Raw genomic sequence first — 3,007 nt, 5'->3', positions numbered from 1 at the left:
CTACGATGCCCAACGGAGCGACCAGCCCCTGGTCGCAATCCAATAGATCGAGCCTCCGGCAGAACCAGGGCGGTTCACACCGATCCACCACCTGCGCCGGACACGCCTCACCCACCACCACCAACGACACCGACTCCAAACCCTCCACACCCAAAACCCCCACCGCAGAAGGAGTCTGAGTCAACACCTCCACGCGCTCGTCGACCAACAACGCGTGAAAATCCTCGGCCGAACCCACCACATCCTCACCAACAACCACCACCCGCCCACCACGCAGCAACGCACCGAAGATCTCCCACACCGACACATCAAAAGCCAACGAATGACACAGCGCCCACACGCCCGGATCGGGCAATCCCGCATCCAACGATCCCAACAGCCCGGTCACACCGGCATGCGTAATCCCCGCCGCCTTAGGCACACCCGTCGTACCCGAGGTATAGATCAAATACGCCACATCATCGTGGTGCGGCACCGGCAACGCAGACCCGTCACCGGCGACCGACAAATCATCGACATCGATGACCCTCACGCCGTGACCGGCCAGTCGGGACCGCAAAGTCGCCGTAGTGATGACCACCACCGGCGCGGCATCCTCCAACACGAAATCGATACGCGCGTCAGGCACCACCGGATCCACCGGCACACAAGCCGCCCCCGTCTTGAGCACCCCCAGTACCGCCACAATCGCATCCGCCGACCGCGGCACCAACAGCCCCACACACCGGCCCGGGCCGACTCCCTGACCGATCAGCAAGTGCGCCACTCTATTCGAAGCTTCATCAAGGTCCCGATATGACATTTCGACGCCTGTGGCACTGACCGCGACTGCGTCTGGAGCGCGGAACGCGTGTTCGGCGAACAGCTCTGGAATCGACCGGTCAGATGCCGGACGTGTCAGCACAGCGCGATTACTGAGTTCGTGAATTCGGGTGCGGTCAGAAGCATCCAACAGATCCACGGCTGACAGCCGCCGGGCCGGGTCGGCGGTCATCGTCACCAGGATTCGCTCGAGCCGCCCGATCAGCGTTTCGATGCTGGCTGTGTCGAACACGTCGGTACGGAACTCCACCAGTCCGCAGATTCCCGCCGGCTCACCGGTACTGGTGAAGTTCTCGGCCAGTGAGAACGTCAAATCCATGCGGGCTGTTCCGGTGTGGACGGGAATCGTGGTGACCTTCAGGTCGCCCATGTGCGGCACCACAGGTTCGTTCCTCTGCCAGGCCAGCGCGACCTGTATCAGGGGGTGGTGGGCGAGGTTTCGGGTCGGATTGAGTCGCTCCACCAACACCTCGAAGGGCACATCCTGATGCTCGTAAGCAGCCAAGCAGCGCCGGCGCACCTGAGCCAACAACTCCCCCACCGTCAGATCCGCACCCACATCCACCCGCAACACCAACGTATTGACGAAAAACCCCACCAGATCATCCAGCGCCGGATCACCCCGACCAGCCACCGGAAAACCCACCGCCACATCACGACCCGCACCGACCTTCGCCAACAACACCGCCAACGCAGCCTGCACCACCATGAAACTGGTCGCATTGAACTCCCGCGCCAGCGTCGCGATCTGTTGCTGCAACGGTGCCGGCCAATCCACAAGGACGCTGGCACCGTCGTGGTCGGCCACCGCGGGATAGGGCCGATCGGTCGGCAATGGCATTCGTTCCGCCAACCCGCCCAGCTGCTGTTCCCAGTACGCCAACTGTTCAGCGATGGGACTGTCGGGGTCGGTCACTTCGCCCAGCTGGGCGCGTTGCCACAGTGTGTAGTCGGCGTACTGCACCGCCAACGGCGCCCAGTCCGGCACGAGTCCCGCGCATCGCCGGGCATAAGCCACACCCAGGTCTTTCATCAAGCGAGGCATCGACCACCTGTCGGCGGCAATATGGTGCACCACGGCCGCCAGTACGTGCTCGTCGTCGGCGAGGCGGAAAAGCCCTACATGTAGGGGCATCTCGGCGGCCAAGTCGAACGTTCGGCGGGCCACCGCACCGATGGCATCATTCAATCGGCTTTCCGACCACCCGCTGGCATCGATGGCGTTCCAACCGAAGTCGGCATGCTCGGACGGCACAACCACCTGCTGCGGGATTCCGTCGGGAGCGGCCACCAGAGTACGCAGGCTCTCGTGGCGGGCCACCACATCGGCCAGCGCGGCCCGCAACGCTTGCGCGTCCAGGGGTCCGCTCAGCCGTAACGCGGCGACGACGTTGTAAACCGGTGACGGACCGTGCAACTGATCCAGGAACCACAACCGCTGCTGAGCAAATGACAGTGGCACCGCCGCCGGCCGCTCCGACGGAACCAACCTCGGCCGGCCACCCGGAGCCGCCCCGGTGCGCCCGGCCAACCGGGCGACCGTGGGCGCCTCGAAAAGCTCTCGCACCGAAATGTGGGTATCCAATGCGCTGTTGACAGCGGCGGTCGCTCGCATCGCCAACAGCGAATCCCCGCCGAGGTCGAAGAACGAGTCGTCGACCCCCACGCGGTCGGCACCCAGGACTTGGGCGAAGATGCCCGCGATGATCTCCTCCACGGCGCTGCTCGGCGTCCGGTATTGACCCGCCTGGTATTCGGGTGTCGGCAGGGCGCGGGTGTCGAGTTTGCCGCTGACCGTCAGTGGCAGCGCCTCGATCAACACCACCGCCGAGGGCACCATGTAGGACGGCAGACGATCGCCCAACTGCGCACGCACCGCAGACGGCTCGGCTGTTCCGGTGATGTAGCCAACCAGACGCTTATCACCGCGACGGTCCTCACGCACAACCACCGCCGCCTGAACCACCCCATCCAATTGCGCCAACACAGACCGAATCTCACCCAGCTCGACCCGATACCCACGAACCTTGACCTGCTCATCAGCACGCCCCACAAACTGCAACTGCCCATCAGCACGCCACAAAACCAGATCCCCGGTCCGATACATCCGCGACCCCGCCGGCCCAAACGGACACGCCACAAACCGCCCAGCCGTCAACCCCGCACGACCCAGATAACCCACCCC

General features: G+C 64.3%; 1 protein-coding gene. It reads right to left on the bottom strand.

Features of this window, described 5'->3' with window-relative positions:
- Nucleotides 1-3,007 (bottom strand): condensation domain-containing protein (locus AU072_RS23215; protein ID WP_165596694.1); only part of this gene is annotated, 3,007 nt, incomplete at both ends.

The organism is Mycolicibacterium novocastrense (assembly GCF_001499835.1).
Lineage (GTDB): Bacteria > Actinomycetota > Actinomycetes > Mycobacteriales > Mycobacteriaceae > Mycobacterium > Mycobacterium novocastrense.
Note: the sequence above shows the minus strand (reverse complement) of the source record. Positions and strands in the feature narration are given on the sequence as shown.